This window comes from Streptomyces sp. Tu 2975 (assembly GCF_009832925.1).
Taxonomy (GTDB): domain Bacteria; phylum Actinomycetota; class Actinomycetes; order Streptomycetales; family Streptomycetaceae; genus Streptomyces.
In genome coordinates this window covers 6,594,913-6,615,405 of the sequence record NZ_CP047140.1, presented here as the reverse complement: position 1 = coordinate 6,615,405, position 20,493 = coordinate 6,594,913, and the positions used below count along the sequence as shown (strand labels likewise).

18 protein-coding genes, 1 pseudogene and 1 riboswitch are annotated in these 20,493 nt (G+C 71.0%); of the genes and pseudogenes, 4 read left to right on the top strand and 15 right to left on the bottom strand.

All coding sequences use genetic code 11. The annotated features are described in order from the left end of the window. Position 1 precedes the first annotated feature (1 nt). From GLX30_RS29460 to ribD, 10 genes and pseudogenes are all read right to left on the bottom strand, one after another. Entirely contained in the window at positions 2-1,144 is a 1,143-nt protein-coding gene (locus GLX30_RS29460) for a hemolysin family protein (RefSeq protein WP_159693914.1), read from the bottom strand. Further along, positions 1,141-2,493, bottom strand: a complete 1,353-nt coding sequence (locus tag GLX30_RS29455) for a hemolysin family protein (RefSeq protein ID WP_159693912.1) — start codon at positions 2,491-2,493, stop codon at positions 1,141-1,143. The genes GLX30_RS29460 and GLX30_RS29455 overlap by 4 nt, the downstream gene beginning before the upstream one ends. 207 nt (positions 2,494-2,700) lie before the next feature. Next, on the bottom strand, positions 2,701-3,189 hold the full coding sequence (locus tag GLX30_RS29450; RefSeq protein ID WP_159693910.1) for a PH domain-containing protein: 489 nt from the start codon (positions 3,187-3,189) through the stop codon (positions 2,701-2,703). A 17-nt stretch (positions 3,190-3,206) separates the two neighbouring features. Continuing rightward, positions 3,207-4,055: an ATP phosphoribosyltransferase gene (gene hisG / locus GLX30_RS29445; protein WP_159693907.1), complete on the bottom strand. Its 849-nt coding sequence runs from the start codon at positions 4,053-4,055 to the stop codon at positions 3,207-3,209. 55 nt (positions 4,056-4,110) lie between these two features. Further along, the gene (locus GLX30_RS29440; RefSeq protein WP_005319995.1) at positions 4,111-4,383 is read right to left on the bottom strand and encodes a phosphoribosyl-ATP diphosphatase; all 273 of its coding nucleotides are present in this window, start codon (positions 4,381-4,383) and stop codon (positions 4,111-4,113) included. Positions 4,384-4,416: 33 nt separating this feature from the next. Further along, complete coding sequence (gene ribH, locus GLX30_RS29435; protein ID WP_159693905.1) at positions 4,417-4,902, bottom strand: 6,7-dimethyl-8-ribityllumazine synthase; 486 nt, start codon at positions 4,900-4,902, stop codon at positions 4,417-4,419. A 142-nt stretch (positions 4,903-5,044) separates the two neighbouring features. Then, a pseudogene (locus tag GLX30_RS29430) lies at positions 5,045-6,384 on the bottom strand (bifunctional 3,4-dihydroxy-2-butanone-4-phosphate synthase/GTP cyclohydrolase II). Continuing rightward, positions 6,381-7,025, bottom strand: coding sequence for a nicotinamide mononucleotide transporter family protein (locus GLX30_RS29425; RefSeq protein WP_159695318.1), 645 nt, complete (start codon positions 7,023-7,025; stop codon positions 6,381-6,383). Before GLX30_RS29425 ends, GLX30_RS29430 begins: the two are co-directional and overlap by 4 nt. Before the next feature lie 5 nt (positions 7,026-7,030). Continuing rightward, positions 7,031-7,639, bottom strand: coding sequence for a riboflavin synthase (locus GLX30_RS29420; protein WP_159693903.1), 609 nt, complete (start codon positions 7,637-7,639; stop codon positions 7,031-7,033). Continuing rightward, on the bottom strand, positions 7,640-8,731 hold the full coding sequence (gene ribD / locus GLX30_RS29415; RefSeq protein WP_159693901.1) for a bifunctional diaminohydroxyphosphoribosylaminopyrimidine deaminase/5-amino-6-(5-phosphoribosylamino)uracil reductase RibD: 1,092 nt from the start codon (positions 8,729-8,731) through the stop codon (positions 7,640-7,642). Between the two features lie 155 nt (positions 8,732-8,886). Next, positions 8,887-9,017: riboswitch (FMN riboswitch) on the bottom strand. A 299-nt stretch (positions 9,018-9,316) separates the two neighbouring features. Between ribD and GLX30_RS29410 the strand changes: the two genes are divergently transcribed. Then, the gene (locus tag GLX30_RS29410; RefSeq protein WP_159693899.1) at positions 9,317-11,653 is read left to right on the top strand and encodes a chitinase C-terminal domain-containing protein; all 2,337 of its coding nucleotides are present in this window, start codon (positions 9,317-9,319) and stop codon (positions 11,651-11,653) included. A 167-nt stretch (positions 11,654-11,820) separates the two neighbouring features. On the opposite strand, the gene GLX30_RS29405 is transcribed toward GLX30_RS29410, so the two are convergent. Further along, complete coding sequence (locus GLX30_RS29405; protein ID WP_159693897.1) at positions 11,821-12,966, bottom strand: ROK family transcriptional regulator; 1,146 nt, start codon at positions 12,964-12,966, stop codon at positions 11,821-11,823. Positions 12,967-13,054: 88 nt separating this feature from the next. On the opposite strand from GLX30_RS29405, the gene GLX30_RS29400 reads away from it, so the two are divergent. Beyond that, complete coding sequence (locus GLX30_RS29400; protein WP_159693895.1) at positions 13,055-14,275, top strand: MFS transporter; 1,221 nt, start codon at positions 13,055-13,057, stop codon at positions 14,273-14,275. Here the strand turns inward: GLX30_RS29400 and GLX30_RS29395 are convergent. Next, a complete protein-coding gene (locus GLX30_RS29395) occupies positions 14,235-14,711 on the bottom strand; it encodes a thioesterase family protein (protein ID WP_244258312.1) in 477 nt (158 codons plus the stop codon). The two genes, GLX30_RS29400 and GLX30_RS29395, sit on opposite strands and share 41 nt — an antisense overlap. 128 nt (positions 14,712-14,839) lie before the next feature. Between GLX30_RS29395 and GLX30_RS29390 the strand changes: the two genes are divergently transcribed. Further along, on the top strand, positions 14,840-16,279 hold the full coding sequence (locus GLX30_RS29390; protein ID WP_159693891.1) for a solute carrier family 23 protein: 1,440 nt from the start codon (positions 14,840-14,842) through the stop codon (positions 16,277-16,279). Positions 16,280-16,390: 111 nt separating this feature from the next. Continuing rightward, positions 16,391-17,095 (top strand): DUF5995 family protein, encoded by a 705-nt coding sequence (locus GLX30_RS29385; protein WP_159693889.1) that lies wholly within the window; start codon positions 16,391-16,393, stop codon positions 17,093-17,095. Positions 17,096-17,105: 10 nt separating this feature from the next. Here GLX30_RS29385 and GLX30_RS29380 read toward each other — a convergent pair whose 3' ends face one another. The 3 genes from GLX30_RS29380 to GLX30_RS29370 all read right to left on the bottom strand — a co-directional run bounded on the left by GLX30_RS29380 (position 17,106) and on the right by GLX30_RS29370 (position 20,433). After that, complete coding sequence (locus GLX30_RS29380; RefSeq protein WP_159693887.1) at positions 17,106-18,803, bottom strand: NAD(P)/FAD-dependent oxidoreductase; 1,698 nt, start codon at positions 18,801-18,803, stop codon at positions 17,106-17,108. Positions 18,804-18,867: 64 nt separating this feature from the next. Beyond that, complete coding sequence (locus GLX30_RS29375; RefSeq protein ID WP_159693885.1) at positions 18,868-19,689, bottom strand: carbon-nitrogen hydrolase family protein; 822 nt, start codon at positions 19,687-19,689, stop codon at positions 18,868-18,870. A 291-nt stretch (positions 19,690-19,980) separates the two neighbouring features. Continuing rightward, positions 19,981-20,433 carry an Lrp/AsnC family transcriptional regulator gene (locus GLX30_RS29370; RefSeq protein ID WP_005319952.1) on the bottom strand — a complete coding sequence of 151 codons (453 nt, stop codon included), beginning with the start codon at positions 20,431-20,433 and terminating at the stop codon, positions 19,981-19,983. Positions 20,434-20,493 lie beyond the last annotated feature (60 nt).

Here is a 20,493-nt window from a genome sequence, read left to right as displayed (position 1 = left end):
CTCAGCCGTTCACGAGCGCTCCGGCGTCGCTGTCCTGCGTGTCGTCGACGGCGGGCGCGGGACCGGTGCTCACCGCCGGCGCGGTCGCCGGCCGGGGAGTGCCCGGCACCGCGACCCGGTGGGAAGGATCGCGCACCTCGCCGACGAGCATCTCCAGTACGTCCTCCATCGCGACGAGTCCCAGTACCCGTCCGGAGGCGTCGGCGACCTGCGCGAGATGGGTGGCCGCACGGCGCATCACGGTGAGAGCGTCGTCGAGCGGCAGCTCGGCGCGCAGGGTCGCCATCGGCCGCCAGACGTGCTGCGGTACGGCACGCTCCCCGTCCTCGAGATCGAGGACATCCTTGACGTGCAGATATCCCATGAACGGGCTCTCGCCGTCAGCACAGACCGGGAAGCGCGAGTAGCCGGTGCGTACGGTCAGTTCCTCCAGTTGCCGGGGGGTGACCGACGGCGCGACGGTGACCAGCGCCGGGCGCGGGATCAGCACGTCGGTGACCGGACGGCTGCCGAGCTCGAGGGCGTCCTCGAGCCGTTCCTGCTCCGCGGGCGCCAGCAGTCCGGCGTGGCCCGCGTCCTCGACGAGCCGGCCCAGCTGCACGCTGGTGAAGACGGCCTCGACCTCGTCCTTGGGTTCGACCCGGAAGGCCCGCAGCACCAGCCGGGAGCAGGCCCCGAGCGCGGTGGTGACGGGGCGGCAGAGCCGGGCGAAGCCGACCAGGCCCGGGCTGAGCCACAGGGCGGTGCGCTCGGGCGCCGCCATGGCGAGGTTCTTCGGCAGCATCTCGCCGACGACGAGGTGCAGGAACACCACGACTGCCAGGGCGATCGCGTAGCCGAGCGGATGGATGATCCCCTCGGGGACATGTGCCGCGTGGAAGACCGGCTCCAGCAGGCGGGCGACGGTCGGTTCCGCGACGGCGCCGAGAGTGAGGGAGCAGACGGTGATGCCGAACTGCGCGGCGGCCATCATCTGCGGCAGGTTCTCCAGACCGTGCAGGACCCGGCGGGCCCGCGTGGAGCCGGCCGCGGCGAGCGGCTCGATCTGGCTGCGGCGTACGGACACCAGGGCGAACTCGGCACCGACGAAGAACCCGTTGGCCACGACGAGCAGCAGGGCGAAGAGCAGTTGGAGAGCGCTCACCGGGTGGCCCCCGTCATGGCCTCGGTCTGCGTGACGGTATCGGCGGTGCGCACGAGGCGGACGCGTTCCGCCCGGTAGCGGTCGACCTGGCGCACGGAAAGCCGCCAGCCGGGGAGTTCGGCGCGGTCGCCGGGGGCGGGAATGCGTCCCAGCAGGTCGGCGACGAGGCCGGCGAGGGTCTCGTACGGACCGTCGGGCACCTCGAGGCCAATCCGCCGGAGCGTCAGCACACGGCAGCTGCCGTCGGCCTCCCACGCGGGCCGTCCGTCCTCCGGGGCGACGGGCGCCAGCTCCGGACGGGCGTCCGAATCGGAGTCGTGCTCGTCCCGGACCTCGCCGACCAGTTCCTCGATGATGTCCTCGAGGGTGACGACACCGGCCGTGCCGCCGTACTCGTCGACGACGACGGCTATGGGCTGCTCGCTGCGCAGCTGTTCGAGCAGCTGCTGCACCGGGAGGGTCTCCGGCACCATCAGCGGGACGACGGCGATCCGCTCCACGCCGACCCGCCGGCGTTCCTCCGCCCGCACCGCGAGGGCGTCCTTGAGGTGCACCATGCCCACGATCTCGTCGATGCGCTCCCGGTAGACGGGGAAGCGGGAGAGGCCCGTGGCCCGGGTGAGGTTGAGGACGTCCGCCGCCGTGGCGTCGGACTGGAGAGCGCTCACCTTCACCCGCGGGGTCATCACATGCTGCGCGGTGAGGTGGCCGAGCGACAGGGTGCGGACGAACAGGTCCGCGGTGTCCTGCTCCAGCGTGCCGGCCCGCGCCGAATGGCGGGCCAGCGACATCAGCTCGACCGGGGTGCGCGCGGAGGCCAGTTCCTCGGCGGGCTCCACGCCCGCCAGCCGTACAAGACGGTTGGCGGCGGCGTTCAGCAGTGTGATGACGGGGCGGAAGGCGGACGAGAAGGCGGTCTGCGGGCCTGCCACGAACCTCGCCACCTGGAGCGGCCTGGACACCGCCCAGTTCTTGGGGACCAGTTCGCCGATCACCATCTGGACGGCGGACGCCAGCAACATGCCGATGACCACCGCCACACCCGGCACTGCGCCTTCGGGCAGCCCGGTCGCGGTCAGGGGTCCGCCGAGCAGCCCGGCGAGCGCGGGCTGCGCGAGCATACCGACGACGAGGGAGGTGATGGTGATGCCGAGCTGGGTGCCGGAGAGCTGGAAGGACAGCTCGCGCAGCGCGCCGACGACGCGGCGGGCCCGGCGGTCTCCTTCGGCCGCGGCGCGTTCGGCGTCCGGGCGTTCGACGGTGACGAGTCCGAACTCGGCGGCCACGAAGAAGCCGTTGGCCAGGATGAGAAGGAATGCTGCGGCGAGCAGCAGAAGTGGGACGATCATGCCGCCGCCTCCTGAGAGGGGGCGGCGCAGGTACTACCGGACGATCCGTCCATTGCTGGAGGGAGTCACTCCTCGGGTCGCAGGGTGGCCCCGCCGGCCGACGGGCCGTGCGATGCGGGGCGGGGCGCACTCGGCGCCGCCGCCACCAGAGTAGTCAAGCCGGGGCTGTCGAGGGCAGGGCGCTGCCCCACATGTCGGTCGCTGTCCTCAGTGTTGGTCCGGCCGGGTACCGCCGGGTTGCTCCGGCCGGGTACCGCGCGTCTCGGCGAGGGCCCGCAGGGCGCGGGCGTCCTCGACGGCGCGCGCCCTGGCGATACCGGGCTGGATGCCCAGCACAGGAAGGCTGGTGCCGTCGCTGAGGTCGAGGAAGACCCAGGGGTCGCCGGCGCGCAGATTCACCCGCAGGATCTCCGCCCACGCCAGCCGTCGTGTACGGGTGAGGTTGACGACGGTGACCCCGTCGTCGTCGGCGACCACCTTCGGCCGGCTCAGCAGGGCGAGGACCGCGAGGAAGAGCAGGGCCGTGAAGATGAAGCTGACCTGCTCGGGCGGGCTGAGCTTGTCGAGGAGCAGGGTGACGGTGGTGACGGCGGCGAACATGGCCACGCCCACGGTCAGCAGGACGATCCGGGTACGGGTCGGCCTGAAGGTGACCGGGAGCGCGGGCGGCCGAGGCGCCGGAGCAGGTGCGGACATGGTGTGTCGTCGGTCTCTCAGAGGCGGCAGGCGTGGATGGCCGTGGTGAGGATGGCCCGCGCGCCGAGCGCGTACAGGTCGTCCATGATCCGCTGGGCCTCCTTGGCCGCGACCATGGAACGGACGGCGACCCAGCCCTCGTGGTGCAACGGGGAGATCGTCGGGGACTCGAGGCCGGGGGTCAGCGCGACGGCCTGCTCCAGGTGCTCGACCCGGCAGTCGTAGTCCATCATCACGTAGCTGCGCGCGACCAGGACGCCCTGGAGGCGGCGCAGGAACTGCTGCACCTTCGGGTCCTCGCCGTCGGCGCCGGTGCGGCGGATGACGACGGCCTCCGAGGTCATGATCGGCTTGCCGATGACCTCGAGCCCCGCGTTGCGCAGGCTGGTGCCGGTCTCGACGACGTCGGCGATGACCTGGGCGACACCGAGCTCGATGGCGGTCTCGACGGCACCGTCGAGGTGGACCACGGAAGCGTCGATGCCGCTTTCCGCGAGGTGCGCGGCGACGATGCCCTCGTAGGAGGTGGCGATCGTCATGCCGCCGAAGTCCTCGACGTCGCCCGCGGTGCCCGGCTTGGTGGCGTAGCGGAAGGTGGAACGGGCGAAGCCGAGCTGGAGGATCTCCTCGGCGTCGGCGCCGGAGTCGAGCAGCAGGTCACGGCCGGTGATGCCGATGTCGAGCTTGCCTGAGCTGACGTAGATCGCGATGTCACGCGGGCGCAGGTAGAAGAACTCGACCTCGTTCTCGGGGTCGACGAGGACGAGCTCCTTGGACTCCTTGCGCTGCTGGTAGCCGGCCTCATGGAGCATCGCCGACGCAGGTCCGGACAGTGAACCCTTGTTGGGGACGGCGATGCGCAGCATGAGACGGGCTTCCTTTGTTCGCGTGATGGTGTCTGTTGCGGAGGGGTGGGCTGGCTCAGAGGTGGGCGTAGACGTCGTCGAGGGAGATTCCGCGCGCGACCATCATCACCTGGACGTGGTACAGCAGTTGCGAGATCTCCTCCGCGGCGGCTTCCTTGCCCTCGTACTCGGCGGCCATCCACACCTCGGCGGCCTCCTCGACGACCTTCTTGCCGATGGCATGGACGCCCTTGCCGACCAGCTCGGCGGTGCGGGAGGTGGCGGGGTCGCCCTCGGCGGCCTTCTGCTGGAGCTCGGCGAAGAGCTCCTCGAACGTCTTATTGGACATGGTGGTCCCAGACTACGCGGAAGCGGCCGCTGCTCAGCGCCAGGGTTCGGATACTGAACGGAGGATGGTCGCGGTGGCGACGGCTGCCGTGACCGCCTCGTGCCCCTTGTCCTCGTTCGAGCCCTCGAGCCCTGCCCGGTCGAGGGCCTGCTCCTCGGTGTCACAGGTCAGCACGCCGAAGCCGACGGGGACGCCGGTGTCGATGGAGACCTGGGTCAGGCCCTGGGTGACGCCCTGGCACACGTACTCGAAGTGCGGCGTGCCGCCGCGGATGACGACGCCGAGGGCGACGATCGCGTCGTAGCCGCGGCCCGCGAGCACCTTGGCCACCACCGGCAGCTCGAAGCTGCCCGGGACGCGCAGCAGCGTCGGCTCGTCGATGCCGAGCTCGTGCAGTGCACGCAGCGCGCCGTCGACGAGACCGTCCATGACCTTCTCGTGCCACTGGGCCGCGATCACCGCGACCCGCAGGTCTCCGCAGTTGCGGACGGACAGTTCGGGCGCACCCTTGCCACTCATGTTTCTCCCTAAGCCGTTCTTCACCGCCTTGCGCAGTCCTGTCGGTTGCACGGTCCTGCCGGCGGAGCGTTTCTCACTGGTTGCGAAGTACTACCGGTCGCGCACGGTTCTCACCGCACGCGGTTCCGCTGATGACGGGGTTCTACTGGTTGCCGCACGTCGTGGCCGGGACCGTGTCGAGCCACGGCAGGTCGTGGCCCATCCGGTCGCGCTTGGTGCGCAGGTACGTCAGGTTGTGCTCGCCCGCCTGGACGGGCATCGGTTCGCGTCCGAGGACGGTGATCCCGTACCTGACGAGCGCGGTCGACTTGTCCGGGTTGTTGGTCATCAGCCGCACGCTGCGCACGCCGAGGTCGGCGAGGATCTGGGCGCCGGCCGCATAGTCGCGGGCGTCGGCGGGCAGGCCGAGCTCGAGGTTGGCGTCGAGGGTGTCCCTCCCCCGCTCCTGGAGTTCGTACGCGCGCAGCTTGGACAGCAGTCCGATGCCGCGGCCCTCGTGCCCGCGCAGATAGACGACGACACCCCGCCCGGCCCGCGTGATGCTCTCCATGGAGGCGTTGAGCTGGGGACCGCAGTCGCAGCGCAGCGAGTGGAAGATGTCGCCGGTGAGGCATTCGGAGTGGACGCGCACGAGGACGTCCTCGCCGTCACCGATGTCGCCGTGCACCAGGGCGACGTGCTCGACGCCGTCGACGGTGGAGCGGTAGCCGTAGGCGGTGAACTCACCGGCCGCGGTGGGCAGATGCACCTCGGCCTCGCGCTTCACGGTGGGCTCCTCGCTGCGGCGGTAGGCGATCAGGTCCTCGATGGAGATGATCGTCAGGCCGTGCTTGCGGGCGAACGGCACGAGTTCCGGCAGCCGCAGCATCACGCCGTCCTCGCCGGCGATCTCGACGATCGCGCCGGCGGGGCGCAGGCCCGCGAGCCGGGCGAGGTCCACGGCGGCCTCTGTGTGGCCGGGGCGGGTGAGGACGCCGCCGGGCTTGGCGCGCAGCGGGAAGACATGACCCGGGCGTACGAAGTCGGCGGGGCCGGCCTCCCCGCCGGCCAGCAGCTGAAGGGTGACGGCGCGGTCGGCGGCGGAGATGCCGGTGGTCACCCCGTAGGCGGGACCGGCGTCGACGGAGACGGTGAAGGCGGTCTGCATCGACTCGGTGTTGTTGCCGACCATCTGGGGCAGCTCGAGCCGCTCCAGCTCGTCGCCCTCCATGGGGGCGCAGATCAGGCCGCGGCACTCGCTCATCATGAAGGCGACGACCTCGGGCGTGGCCTTCTCGGCGGCGATGACGAGGTCGCCCTCGTTCTCGCGGTCCTCGTCGTCGACGACCACGACGGGCGGCCCGCCGCGATGTCGCGGACGGCCTGCTCGACCGGGTCGAGGGAGAGGTCCTCGACGCTGTCGGCGGCGAACCAGGTTCGGGCCGTGGGGGCGGCCCGAAGGGCCTCGGGCAGGGTGGTGCCGGGTGACGGGCGGGCGGTCATGCTGCCGCTCCTTCCAGTGCGGGCCGGTCGCTCGTCCGCGAGCGCAGCCACCAGTCGCGCAGGCCCCACAGGACGAGCGCGCCGTAGAGGACGTAGACGAAGCCGGAGAAGGCGAAGCCGTTGGCGAAGTTGAGCGGGACGCCGACCAGGTCGACGAGCAGCCAGGCGAACCAGAACTCGACCATGCCGCGGGCCTGGGCGATCATCGCCACGAGGGTGCCGACGAAGATGTACGCGTCGGGCCACGGGTCCCAGGAGAGCGACGGGTACAGCGTGAACAGTCCGCCGACGGCGGCGGTGCCGAGGACGGCGCCGCCGATCAGGTAGGCCCGCTCACGCCAGGTCGCGAACCGGACGGCGATCGAGCCGTCCTGCGCCTGCTGCCGGCCGCGGGTCCACTGCCGGTAGCCCCATGCGGCCACGGCCATGACCACGACCTGCTTGCCGGCGCTGCCGGTGAGGTGGGACGTGGCGAAGGCGGCGAAGAGGATGACACCGGAGAGGAACTGGGCGGGCCAGGTCCATATAGAGCGGCGCCAGCCGAGGGCGAGGGCGATCAGCCCGACCGTGTTGCCGATCATGTCCGACCACTTGATGTGCTGTCCGAAGGCCGTGAAGGCCTCGCCGTTCAGCCAGTCGATGGCGCTCACTCGGCACTCTCCTCGGCCTGTGTGCCGAGCAGCCGCTCGACGTACTTGGCGATGACGTCCACCTCGAGGTTGACCGGGTCGCCGGGCTGCTTGATCCCGAGCGTGGTCAGGGCGAGGGTGGTGGGGATGAGGCTGATGGTGAAGTGGTCGGTGCCCGCGTCGACCACGGTAAGGCTCACACCGTCAACCGTGATCGAGCCCTTCTCGACAACGTATCGAGCGAGGCCGGAGGGCAGTGAGATCTTGACGATCTCCCAGTTCTCCGACGGGGTGCGCTCGACGACGGTGCCGGTGCCGTCGACGTGGCCCTGGACGATGTGGCCGCCGAGCCGGGCGCCGACCGCGGTGGGCCGCTCGAGGTTGACGCGGGAACCGGCCTGGAGCACGCCCAGGCTGGAGCGTTTCAGCGTCTCGGCCATCACGTCGGCGGTGAACTCCCCGTCGCCGGTCTCGACGACGGTCAGGCAGACGCCGTTGACGGCGATGGAGTCGCCGTGCTTCGCGTCCTCGGTGACGATCGGGCCGCGCAGACGGAAGCGGGACGCGTCGCCGAGGTCCTCGACGGCGGTGACCTCGCCCAGCTCTTCGACGATTCCGGTGAACACTCAGGCTCCCTTGAGGACGGTGGCGGTGATGCGCAGGTCGGTTCCGATACGGACGGTCTCTGTGACGTCGAGCCGCAACGCGTCGGTGATGGTGGTGATTCCGGCGTCGGCGAGGGCGGCGGGGCCCGCTCCGAGGAGTACGGGGGCGAGATAGCCGATGACGCGGTCCACGGCTCCGGCGGAGACGAAGGCGCCGGCGAGCGTCGGGCCGCCTTCGAGGAGTACGGACCGCACGCCGCGCGCGTGCAGCGTGGCCAGCAGGGCGGCCGTGTCCAGGCCGCCGCCGGACGCGCGGGGCAGCCGCCAGACCTCGCCGAGATGCGCGGTGGCGTCGGGCAGGACGTCCTCGGCCACCGCGACGACGGTTGCCGCGGCGTCGTCGAGGACCCGCGCGCCCGGCTTCACGGCGACCGCCTCGGTGTCGATCACGACACGCAGCGGCTGGGTGGCGCCCGCGATGTCGCGGACGGCGAGGTGCGGGTCGTCGGCGCGGGCGGTGCCGGAGCCGACGAGGACGGCGTCGGCCTCGGCGCGCAGCCGGTGGACGTCGGCGCGGGACTCGGGCGAGCTGATCCAGCGGCTCGTACCGTCGGCGGCGGCGACGCGGCCGTCGAGTGTGGCCGCGTACTTCCAGGTGACGTGGGGACGGCCGAGGCGTACGGAGGTCAGCCAGCCGGCGTTGCCCGCGGCCGCCTCGTCGGCGAGGAGTCCCTGTTCGACCTCGATCCCGGCGGCGCGCAGGGTGTCGGCGCCTCCGGTGGCCTCGGGGTTCGGGTCGGCGACCGCGTAGACGACACGGGCGACGCCTGCCTCGGCGAGCGCCTGTGCGCAGGGGCCGGTGCGGCCGGTGTGGTTGCAGGGCTCGAGGGTGACGTACGCGGTGCCGCCGCGGGCGAGTACCCCGGCGGCGCGCAGGGCGTGGATCTCGGCGTGCGGTCCGCCGGCGCGCTGGTGGAAGCCTTCGCCGACCACATGTCCGGAGGCGTCGGTGATGACGCATCCGACGACCGGGTTGGGGCTGGTGGAGCCGAGTCCGCGGGCGGCGAGCGTGATCGCCCGACGCATGGCGTCTGCTTCGGCTGCGGTGGCCACCGGGTCCTCCTGCCTCTTCGGGCACGGACTCCGGGGCCTGTCGATGACGACAGAGAGCGGAGGAACACCACAGGGGGACGCCGATGCCTGAACGGCGATCGCCGCATCGTGAACGGCGATCGACAGACGGCCGACGCACCTGACGGTGCCATCCGCCGCGCACTGCCTCCCATCCGGACTTTAACCGTCGGTCCAGGAATCTCACCTGGTCAACCGGCCGCTGGCTGCGGACGGGTCGCGGACTGTAACCGCCGGTTCGGAATTGCACCGACCCCGGAGTGCGCTGCTGCTGATACAGGGCCAGTGTGCCACGGCCGGCGATGAGCCATGCGGGTGATGCCTGTGGACTCGCTCACATACGGGCACGCGGCGTCACCCGGCGTCATGTTCGGACGCCCATTGGTCCAGACCTATTGACGCACTGGTCTAGTCCTCTTAATGTCTGCGACACCTCCGCGGACCAGGCCCGCCGGTGTGCGCACACCAGGGCCAACCCCTTTCCCCCATCCGTCAGTTGTGCGAGGCCGAACCCCCCTGCGCTCCTGGCGGGCGATGCAGGGGGATCCCCACCAGGAGGAACTGATCGTGCAGTCCCCCACCCGTACCAGAGCCGGGGCGTCCCTGCTCGCAGCCGGCGCTGCCGCAGCCGCGCTGCTGGCCGGCATGCTCTCCCCCGGCGTCTCCCACGCCGCGTCGCAGGAGAACTGCCGGCCCGACGGGCTCCACGCCACCCCCGGCGTCGACGTCCCGTACTGCTCGGTCTACGACACCGAGGGCCGCGAGAAGATGGGCGCGGACCACCAGCGCCGGGTCATCGGCTACTTCACCGGCTGGCGCACCGGCAAGAACGGGCAGCCCGCCTATCTCGCGTCCGACATCCCGTGGGACAAGGTCACCCACATCAACTACGCCTTCGGCCACATCGACGGGTCCAACAGGCTCTCGGTCGGCGCCGACGGGGAGAAGAACGCAGCGACGGGGATGACCTGGCCCGGCGTGGCCGGGGCGGAGATGGACCCGGCCACGCCGTACAAGGGCCACTTCAACCTGCTCAACAAGTTCAAGAAGCAGCACCCGGACGTGAAGACGCTGATCTCCGTCGGCGGGTGGGCGGAGACCGGCGGCTACTTCGACGACAACGGCGTACGGGTGAACTCGGGCGGCTTCTACTCGATGGCCACCAACGCCGACGGCTCGGTCAACCAGGGGGGTATCGACACCTTCGCCGACTCGGCCGTCGCCTTCATCAAGAAGTACGGCTTCAACGGCGTCGACATCGACTACGAGTACCCGACCTCGATGAAGGACGCCGGCCACCCGGCCGACTTCCCCGTCTCCAACGCCCGCCGGGGCGGCCTCAACAAAGGCTACGCGGCGCTGATGAGGACCCTGCGCGAGAAGCTCGACCGGGCCGGCGCGGCGGACGGCAAGCACTACATGCTCACGGTGGCAGCACCCTCGTCCGGCTATCTGCTGCGCGGCATGGAGACCTTCCAGGTCCAGAAGTACCTGGACTACGTCAACATCATGTCGTACGACCTGCACGGCGCCTGGAACGAGTACGTCGGGCCGAACGCCTCGCTCTTCGACGACGGCAAGGACGCCGAACTGGCCTCGGCGAACGTCTACGGCAGCGCGCAGTACGGCGGCATCGGCTACCTCAACACCGACTGGGCCTACCACTACTTCCGCGGCTCCATGCCGGCCGGCCGCATCAACATCGGCCTGCCGTACTACACCCGCGGCCACAAGAACGTGCAGGGCGGCACGGACGGCCTGTGGGGCAAGGCCGCCGCGGCCTCCTGCCCGGCCGGCTCCGGCCTCACCAAGTGCGGTGACGGCGCCGTCGGCATCGACAACCTGTGGCACGACAAGGACGACAACGGCACGGAGTCGCCGGCGGGCTCCAACCCGATGTGGCACGCCAAGAACCTGGAGAAGGGGATCGTCGGCGACTACGTCACGCAGTACGGCTTCCCCGCGGACACCCGGCTGACCGGCAGCTACGTGCGCAAGTACAACTCCACACTGGTCGCGCCCTGGCTCTGGAACGCCGAGAAGAAGGTCTTCCTCTCCACCGAGGACGAGCAGTCCGTGGCCGCGAAGGCGGACTACGTGGTCGACCGCGGCATCGGCGGCACGATGGTCTGGGAACTCGCGGGCGACTACGGCTGGAACGCGGCGAAGGGCCAGTACGAGATCGGCGACACGCTCACCACCTCGATGTACGAGAAGTTCAAGTCGGCCGCTCCGTACGGGGCGAAGAAGTCCAACACGCCGCTGCCCACCGACGTGGTGGACCTCGCCGTGGACTTCACCGACTTCAAGCTGGGCGACTCCAACTACCCCATCACGCCCAAGTTGAAGATCACCAACAACACCACGGCCACGCTGCCCGGCGGCACGGAGTTCCAGTTCGACCATGCGACCGCCGCACCGGCCAACGCCTCCGACCAGTCCGGGTTCGGCACCAAGGTGATCAAGAGCGATCACACCGGTGGCAACATCGGCGGTCTGAAGGGCGACTTCCACCGGGTGTCGCTGAAGCTCCCGGCCTGGCAGTCGCTGGCTCCCGGCGGCACGGTCGAGCTGTCCTTCAACTACTACCTGCCGGTCTCGACCCCGTCGAACTGGACGGTGAACATCGCCGGCACGACGTACGCCCTTGCCGGTGACCTGGGCCGCGGCACGAAGCTGGTCGAGCCCGGTTCCGACTCCTCCCCCTCGCCGTCCCCCACCCCGTCCGACCCGGCCACGCCAGGGGCGTGCACCGCGCCGGCGTGGAACGCGACGTCCGAGTACGGGGGCGGGGTGACCGTCTCCCACGCGTCGCACCAGTGGAAGTCGAAGTGGTGGACGAAGGGCGAGGAGCCCGGTACGACCGGGGAATGGGGTGTCTGGCAGGACCTCGGCGCCTGCTGATCTCCCTCTCGCAGAGCAGCCCGGCGGCGGTCACCGGCCCTTGCCGCCGCCGGGCCCTAGGGCGACGGCCCGCAGCCGCCGCCCTCGGAGCCTTCCGCTCGGACGACACCAGGGGCCGGTCGGCCGCCGCCGGCGGCACCGGATGACCGTGCGGATCACGGTGGCCGTCAGCCGAACAGCTCCCCCCGCGCAGACTCCCCCGCCGTCAGCAGTGCGCCGCTCAGGACGGCCGCGTCGCCCAGTACACCGGCCCGGACCTGAGTAGGCAGCGGGGACAGGGCGGCCACCCGGGACCCGACGCGCGACGCCAGCGCCTCGCCGCCCGCGTGGCCCGTCTCGCCGCCGAGGACCACGCATCCGGGGTCCAGGACCGCGGCGACCGCCGCCGCGCCGAGGGCGAGCCGGTCGGCGAGGGCGTCGAGGAAGTCGCCGCGGTCCTTGGCGACGGCCGCCGCCACCACGCCTGCCGCCGTCTCGCCCACGAGCCCGTGCCGCTCCCCCAGTTCGCGGATCGCCGCCGCCCCGGCCAGCGAGTGGAAGCCACCGGCGCAGTCGACGGCGGAGGGGATGCCGGCCGTGCCCGGCACCGGCAGGAAGCCGATCTCGCCCGCCCCGCCGGACGCCCCTCTCCTCAGCCGTCCGTCGAGGAAGATTCCCGCGCCGACCCCCTGCCCCAGCCAGAGGAACGCGAACGATTCGCGGTCGCCCGCGGCTCCGAGGCGCTGTTCGGCCACGGCCGCGAGGTTGGTCTCGTTCTCGACGATCACCCTGGCGGGCAGCCGCTGCTGCAGCGCGGCCACCAGCATGCGGTGCCAGGCCGGCAGGCCGGTCGTGTCGCGGAGTTCGCCGGTCGACGGGTCGATGAGACCGGGCGCGCCGACGCAGACGCTGTGCAGTGCGGCGGCTCCGGCGTTCCGGGACGTGCTCTCCACCAGCGCGGCGGCACGCTGCACGACGGGATCGGGCTCGCTGTCGCCGCCGATGGGAAGAGACGCTTCGGCGAGACGTGTCCCGAGCAGGTCCGCGACGACGACGGACACGCTCTCGGTGCGTACGTCGAGCGCTGCGAGATGCGCGCGGTCGGCGACGATCCCGTACAGCCGGGCGTTCGGTCCGCGCCGGTCGGCGCCCGCCTCGCCGACCACCTGGATGAGCCCCGAGCCCTGCAACCGCTCCACGAGGTCGGCGACGGTGGGCCGGGAGAGGCCGGTCATGGTTTTCAGCTGTCCTGCCGTCAACGGACCCTTCTGCTGGAGGAGTTCCAGGGCGAGCCGGTCGTTGATGGCCCGGGCGGTGCTCGGGGAAGCGCGCATGCCGGAATCCTTCCAGACGCCTGCCGCCTATTTATCAGGCAGGGTTCCTGATAGTTTACCGCTCACGTTCTCGGGGAGGGGTACACGCATGTCCAGCGCATCGAGCCGAACGGTCGGGCTGCCCCAGTTGCGGCGCGCCCGCTTCGCCGTGGCAGCCGTGTTCTGCGTGCACGGCGCGGTGACCGGCAGCTTCGCCACCCGGATCCCGTGGATCCAGGACCATGCCGGGGTCAGTGCCGGTCAACTGGGGCTCGCCCTGGCGTTCCCGGCGCTCGGGGCGTCGGTGGCCATGCCGCTGGCCGGAGCCGTCAGCCACCGGTTCGGCGCGCGCACGGCGCTGCGCGGACTGCTGGCGCTGTGGACGCTGAGCCTGGTCCTGCCGGCGTTCGCCCCGAACCTGCTCACCCTGTGCGGGGCACTGTTCGTCTACGGCGCCACCTCCGGCATGTCCGACGTGGCGATGAACGCCCTGGGCGTGGAGGTCGAGAACCGTCTCGACCGGTCGATCATGTCGGGGCTGCACGGCATGTGGAGTGCCGGTGCGCTGATCGGCTCGGCGGGCGGCACACTCGCCGCCCACCTCGGCAGCGACGCACGACTGCACCACACCCTGGCGGCCCTGACGCTGACCGCACTCGGGCTGATCGCCTGTCAGGGCGTACTGGACCTGCGCAGTTCCGCCGACGAGGAGCCGCCGCCGCGGTTCGCCCTGCCACCGAAGTCGGCGCTGATCATCGGCGCGGTCGGATTCTGCGCGGTGTTCGCCGAGGGAGCGAGCCTGGACTGGTCGGCCGTCTATCTGCGGGACGTGCTGGACACCTCGCCGGGTCTCGCGGCCGCGTCGACCACGGCGTTCGCGCTGACGATGGCGGTGGCACGGCTCGCGGGCGACCGGATCGTCGACCGTTTCGGGCCTGTGCGGACCGTGCGGGTCGGCGGGGTGCTGGCGACGATCGGCGGGCTGCTGGTGGTCCTGGCCCCGCATCCGGCGGTCGCGCTGTGCGGCTTCGCGCTCATCGGGTTCGGTGTCGCCGTGGTCGTCCCCCTGGCCTTCGCCGCGGCCGGACGCAGCGGGCCGAACCCGAGTCAGGCGATCGCCGGTGTCGCCACCATCACCTACACGTCGGGGCTGATCGCCCCGTCGGCGATCGGCGCGGTCGCCGACGCGACGAGCCTGGTGGTCTCCTTCGGCCTGGTGACGGCGCTCGCCCTCGGGTTGGTCGTGGGCGCCGGTGTGCTGCGCTCGGCCGGGCGGGAGAGCGTGAAGGTCACCCGGCCGGCGCCAGCAGTGCACGACCCGCGGCCCTGAACCGCTCGCTCCAAGGTGCGGGCCGCATGGTGTCCGGGTCCAGCCGGACGAGGACCCGGAGGCCCTGCGCGTAGGTCACCGAGCCGTCCGCGGAACAGAAGCGGAAACCATAGGTGAGGCCGGTGCGCCCGAGCCTTTCCAGCCACAGGTGAACGGCGTAGTCGCCGGTCCGGTGCACGGGGCGCTCGTAGCCGATGCGCAGTTCCTTGACGGCGTTGCAGGCGTCGCCGGCCGCTGCCCAGTCGCCCTCGAAGGCGAATCCGCGCTCCTGCCAGTACGTCACCCAGGCACGCTCGACCATCAGCGGGTACCGGGCGTTGTGCAGCAGCCCGAGCGCGTCGAGGTCGTCGAAGTGCACGACCGCCGGGACGAGCACGCCGTGCTCGACGACGGAGGCGAGTGCGGCGGTGGGGGTCGGAGGGGCTTGCGTGGGCACGGTCGGGCTCCTGGACAGTGCTGGCCGAAAACAACTCATCCTAAGCGCCCGCTCACGGCTGCCGGGACCATCCGGAGGGGCACTACCATTACGCCGATCGTTGACGACTACACGAAGTGGAGCGGCCCGTGAACCTCGGCGTGCGCTGGACCCTGCACGGCGACGGGCGGACACCCGCTCCCGGTGCCGTCGTACGACCCGACGAGCGGCTGTCCTGGCCGCGTACGGCGGGCCTCGGCGCCCAGCATGTGGTGGCCATGTTCGGGGCGAGCTTCGTCGCTCCGGTGCTGATGGGGCTGGACCCCAATCTCGCGATCATGATGTCCGGCGTCGCGACCGTGATCTTCCTGCTCGCGACCCGCGGCAAGGTGCCCAGCTACCTGGGCTGCTCGCTCTCCTTCGTCGGCGTGGCCGCCACCATCCGGGCCTCCGGCGGGGACAGCGCCACCGTGACCGGCGCGGTCCTGGTCGTCGGCGCCGCGCTCTTCGTCGCCGGCCTGGCCGTGCAGCGCTTCGGGGCGCGGATCATCCACGCCGCGATGCCGCCGATCGTCACCGGCGCGGTCGTCATGCTGATCGGGTTCAACCTCGCTCCGGTGACCGCCTCGACGTACTGGCCGCAGGACCAGTGGACCGCGCTGCTGGTCATGCTCTTCACCGGTCTCGCGGTGGTGTGCCTGCGTGGCTTCTTCTCCCGTATCGCGATCTTCCTCGGCCTGATCTTCGGTTACGTCCTGTCCTGGGCGCTCGACCGGATCTTCGGGAAGATCCACTCCCCCGCCGGCGGCGCGGAGGCCGTGGACCACTGGCGACTCGACCTGTCCGGTGTCGCCCAGGCCGACTGGATCGGCCTGCCGTCGTTCCACGCGCCGAGCTTCGAGTGGTCGGCGATCCTGGTCGCCCTGCCCGTGGTGATCGCGCTCATCGCGGAGAACGCGGGCCACGTCAAGGCCGTCGGTGAGATGACCGGTGAGCCCCTCGACGACAAGCTGGGCACCGCGATCGCCGCGGACGGCGCCGCCTCCGTGCTGTCCACCGCCGTGGGCGGGCCCCCGAACACCACGTACTCCGAGAACATCGGCGTCATGGCCGCGACCCGCGTCTACTCCACGGCCGCCTACTGGGCCGCCGCGGGCTTCGCCCTGCTCTTCGGCCTGTGCCCCAAGTTCGGCGCGGTGGTCGCCGCGATTCCCGGGGGCGTCCTCGGCGGGATCACCGTGATCCTCTACGGCATGATCGGCCTGCTCGGCGCGCAGATCTGGATCAACGCCAAGGTGGATCTGCGTAATCCGCTGAACCTGGTGCCGGCCGCTGCGGGCATCATCATCGGCGTCGGCGGCGTCAGCTTGAAGATCACCGACAACTTCGAACTCAGCGGCATCGCGCTCGGCACCATCGTGGTCATCACCGGCTACCACGTGCTGCGCGCCTTCGCCCCTGCCCACATGAAGGAGCGGATGAAGGACGAGGAGCCCCTGCTGGACGCCGGCACCTCCTCGTACGACGCCGCTTCCGAGGCACCGGGGACGCCGAACGGCCGGGGGCCGGGCCCGACGGCCGGCCGGTAGTCACCGCGGGTCCGACGACCGGCCGGTAGTCACTGCGGAAACGTCCCTCTTTCCGGGGAAGCCCCGGCCCGTCACCGCGCGGACGGGCCCAGGGCTGGGACCCTGGCCCCCATGGCGCAGACGGAACAGTTCGCGGTGCGGGCGGCCCACGGTCCTTCCCCGGTCGGGTCCGTGGTGGAGCGGATGCGCTCGCTGCGTTCCGCCCTGCCCCCGGGCGACGGGCTCGCGGTGTTCAACCGGGTCTACCTGGCGGTCACGGAGGAGTTCGGCCGGCATGCCGAGGCCGGGCACTTCACCGACCGGCCGGCCGCCGACACGCTCGCCGTGCTCTTCGCCCGCCGATATCTGGCGGCCGTGGACGACGCGGCCGAGGACCGGCGGCCGCCCGCGTGCTGGCGGCCGTTGTTCCAGTACCGCCGCCATCCCGGCGTGCGGCCGCTGCAGTTCGCGCTCGCCGGGATCAACGCCCACATCGGACACGACCTGGCGCTCGCCGTCGTGGACACCTGCCGTGCGCTCGGCCGTGAACCGGCCGACCTGGAAAGCGGGTTCGACCGGGTCGGCGACATCCTCGTACAGTTGGAGGAACACATCCGCGAGGATCTGATGCCCGGCCCCGACATGCTCGAGATCGCCGATCCGCTGACCCATCTGGTCGGCTCGTGGAGCCTCGAGCGGGCCCGCGACAGCGCCTGGTCGGCGGCCCGGCTGCTGTGGGGACTGCGGGACCTGCCCGACCTGGCCGAGGAGTTCACCGAGCGTCTGGACGCCGGTGTCGGCCTGGTCGGACGCTGTCTTCTGACGCCCTGGCGCTGAGGTCGGGGACTCAGTCCTCCGGCAGTTCGACCGGCGCGATCTCGTCGTAGAGGTCGCCCGGACCCGGGTTGGAGGGGTCGGTCGCGCCGCCGAAGTGGGCCATCACGCCCCACACGGCGTTGAGCGCGGTCTGCACGGCGCCCTCGGCCCAGCCCGCCGTCCACGAGATGTCGTCGCCGGCGAGGAAGATGCCGCGCTTGTCCTCGGGCAGCCGGTCCTGCATGAAGTGGGTGAACAGCCGGCGCTGGTAGCGGTAGTGGCCGGGCAGGTTGGCCTTGAACGCGCCCATGAAGTACGGCTCGTTCTCCCACGACACGGTCACCGGGTTACCGATGATGTGGCTGCGGATGTCGACGTTCGGGTAGATCTCGCCGAGCGACTTCAGCATGACCTCCATCCGCTCGTTCGCGGACAGCGGCAGCCACTTCAGGCTGTCGTCGCACCAGGTGTACGACAGGCAGATGACGGCCGGCTCGTCCGGGCCGTTGTCCAGCAGGTACGTGCCGCGGGTCATCCGGTCGGTCAGCGTCATCGACATGGTGTCGCGTCCGGTGAGCTCGTCCTTGTCCAGCCAGAACGGCCGGTCCACCGGCACGAACAGCTTGGAGGACTCCATGTAGTGGGTGCGCTCCATCGCCGTCCAGTGGTCGATGGGGAACAGCGCGTCGTCACAGGCGATCTTGGACAGCAGCATCCACGACTGGGCGGTGAAGATCGCCGCCCGGTAGGTGCGGATGTCGCCGGCCGCGTCGGTGACCGTGATGCGGTTGCCCGCCGTGCGGGACAGCCGGGTCACCGCCGGGCGGGGGGTGCCGTCGTGCAGCGAGGACAGCGAGGTGCCGAGCGGCCAGTGGACGATCTTCTGCGGCTCGCGCTCCCACAGGCGCAGCGGCAACTGCTGGCTGCCCTCGACGATGCCGCGGTGGTGGTCGTCGGCCTCCGAGTAGACGACGCGCAGGATCTCCAGGATGGAGTTGGGGAAGTCGGTGTCCCAGCCGCCGGTGCCGAAGCCGACCTGCCCGAAGATCTCCCGGTGCCGGAAGGACTTGAAGGCCTCCGAGTCGCACAGGAAGCCGTAGAAGGTCTGGTTGTCGAGCTTCTCGACAAGCTTGGCCCAGATCTCGCGGATGCGCGGGACGTCGCGCTCGCGCATGGCCTGGTTCATGTCGGAGAAGTCGGCGCCCTCCTCCAGGCAGGCGTTCCAGGCGTTCATCACGTCGCGGTAGACCTGCGGCAGGTCGTCGATGGTCTCCGCGTAGTGCGACTCGCCCTTGAGGTCGACGACGGTCGACGGGGTGGAGGGGGCGAGCGGGTTGGGGAACGGCCGGGTGGTCAGGCCCACGAGGTCGATGTAGTGCTGGAGCGCCGTGGAGGAGGGCGGGAAGCGCATCGCGCCCATCTCGGCGGTCAGCTCGTCCGTGCCGGTGCCCTCGAAGCCGACGGTGCGCAGCCGGCCGCCGATCCGGTCGGCCTCGTAGACGACGGGCTTCAGGCCCATCTTCATCAGCTCGTAGGCGGCGACGATGCCGGAGAGGCCGCCGCCGATGACCGCGACCTCGGCGCCGTGCTCGGTCGCGGGTATCTGGCCGAGGCCCGCGGGATGCGCGAGGAAGTCGTCGTAGGCGTAGGGGAAGTCCGGACCGAACATGGTGATCGGCGGCTGCGCGTCGCTGTGCTGGACGGCGGTGGTGGGCACCGTGGACGTCATGGGGTACGGACTCCTTGCGGGGAAAGGCGAAGCGGTGGGGCGGTGAGGCAGGGGTCGGCGGGCGTCAGGTCAGCGAGCCGTACAGGCCCGGCCGCCGGTCACGCAGGTACGGGTTGTTCTCGCGCGATGCGCTGAGCAGCTCGGGGTCCACCTCGCCGATGACGAGCTCCTCCCCGCGGCCGGCGCGGGTGCGCACCGTCCCGTCGGGGGCGGCGAGACAGCTGAGGCCGACGAACTCGAACTCGCCTTCCGGGCCGGTCCTGTTGACGTACGCGACGTACATCTGGCTCTCGAAGGCGCGGACCGGCACCAGCGATTCGGCGACGAACTGGAAGGGGTGCATCTGCGCGGTGGGCACCAGCAGCAGGTCGGTGCCGGCCAGGGCGTGGGCGCGGACGTTCTCGGGGAACTCCACGTCGTAGCAGATCAGCATGCCGATGCGGATGCCGTCGAGCTCGGCCTGGACGACGGTCTCCTCGCCCGGGGTGAACCATCGCTGCTCGAAGCAGCCGAAGAGGTGCGTCTTGCGGTAGTTCGCGAGGCGCTGCCCGGAGGCGTCGATCAGCTGGGCGGAGTTGTGGATCGTGCCCGGATCGCCGGCCGTGCCGCTGCCCTCGTCCGCCCGCTCGGGGTAGCCGTAGAGCACCGCGATGCCGTGGCGTACGGCGATGTCGGCGACGGCGAGCGCGCCGGGCCCGTCCGCACGCTCGGCGAGCATCGGCACATCGTCACCGATCGCGTATCCGGTGAGGAACATCTCGGGGCAGACGAGCAGCCCCGCACCGGCCTCGGCGGCCCGGTCCGCGGCCTCGTCGAGCACCTTCAGATTCTCCGCGACCGAGCCCGGACGGCCGGAACTCTGGAGCAGGGCGGTGCGCAGGGGCATGGGTGACCTCGGGCATGGGGCTGGTGAACGGGAGACATCTATGAAGGTACGGTCCGGCAATCGGCCGGGACAAGGCGCGAGCGTTGCGCGCGGACGGTCGATGTGTTGCGTCGTTCCCGCCCAGTCCGTCGATTCGTTGCGCCGCCCGAGGCCCGCTCCGACGGCACGCCCCGACATGCCACCGTGCGTCGCGCTCCGGTCACCCCCGGGGTCATGGCACAGCACTCACCAGCGGGATCACGCGGACGGGCCGGCCCCGGGAAGCGGGGCCGGCCCGAGGAGCCGTGGGCGCTACGCGGGAGCGCCGGAGGAGAACCGCCGCAGCAGCGGGGAGAGCACCAGGACCGACTTGGTGCGCTCCACGAAAGGCTCCCCCGCGATGCGTTCGAGCACCCGCTCGAAGTGGCGCATGTCGGAGGCGAAGACCTGGACGATCGCGTCCGCCTCACCGGTGACGGTGGAGGCCGACGCGATCTCCGGGTAGCGCTTGAGGCCGCGCTCGATCGCCTCGGGAGAGGTGTTGCGGCTGCAGAAGATCTCGATGAACCCTTCGGTGGCCCAGCCGAGCGCCTTGGGGTCGACCCGCACGGTGAAACCGGTGATGGCGCCCTCGGCGCGCAGCCGGTCCACCCGTCGTTTCACCGCCGGGGCGGAGAGCCCCACCATCGAGCCGATGTCCGCGTAGGAGCGGCGGGCGTCCTCCGCCAGGGCATGGACGATGCGCTCGTCGAGGTCGTTCAGCAACTTTCACACCATGCTCGGTCCGTGCCGGGGAGCAGCGGCTCCCTGGTCAAGACAGTATCC